The 275-nt window shown below is 59.3% G+C and carries 1 protein-coding gene; it reads right to left on the minus strand.

Annotation, left to right across the window (positions count from 1 at the left end; genetic code table 11):
• Nucleotides 1-275 (minus strand): immunoglobulin-like domain-containing protein (locus HU770_RS26880; protein WP_186666614.1); only part of this gene is annotated, 275 nt, incomplete at both ends.

A 275-nucleotide genomic window follows, 5' to 3' on the forward strand; every position in this document is an offset into this window, starting at 1 on the left:
TCGAACTTGCCAACATCGGCGCCATCAACCGAAGCGATCGACTTGATTACTGGGTCGTTGGTGCCGGTGTAGACGTTGTCCGGCGCGGTCACGGTGACGAAACCGCTGGTGCTGTTAGCCGGTACAGTAATGACCGTGGTGCCGTCGCTCAGGGTGAAAGTCAGGGCCGAGTGCTTGTCGATCGGCAGACCGTCTTTGTTGGTCAGGGTGACGGTGTAAGTGATCGCACCACCTTCGGTGACCGAAGGAGTAGCGGTCAGCTTGGCCACCACGTC

Source organism: Pseudomonas sp. SWRI68, from assembly GCF_014269165.1.
Taxonomy (GTDB): Bacteria; Pseudomonadota; Gammaproteobacteria; order Pseudomonadales; family Pseudomonadaceae; genus Aquipseudomonas; species Aquipseudomonas capeferrum.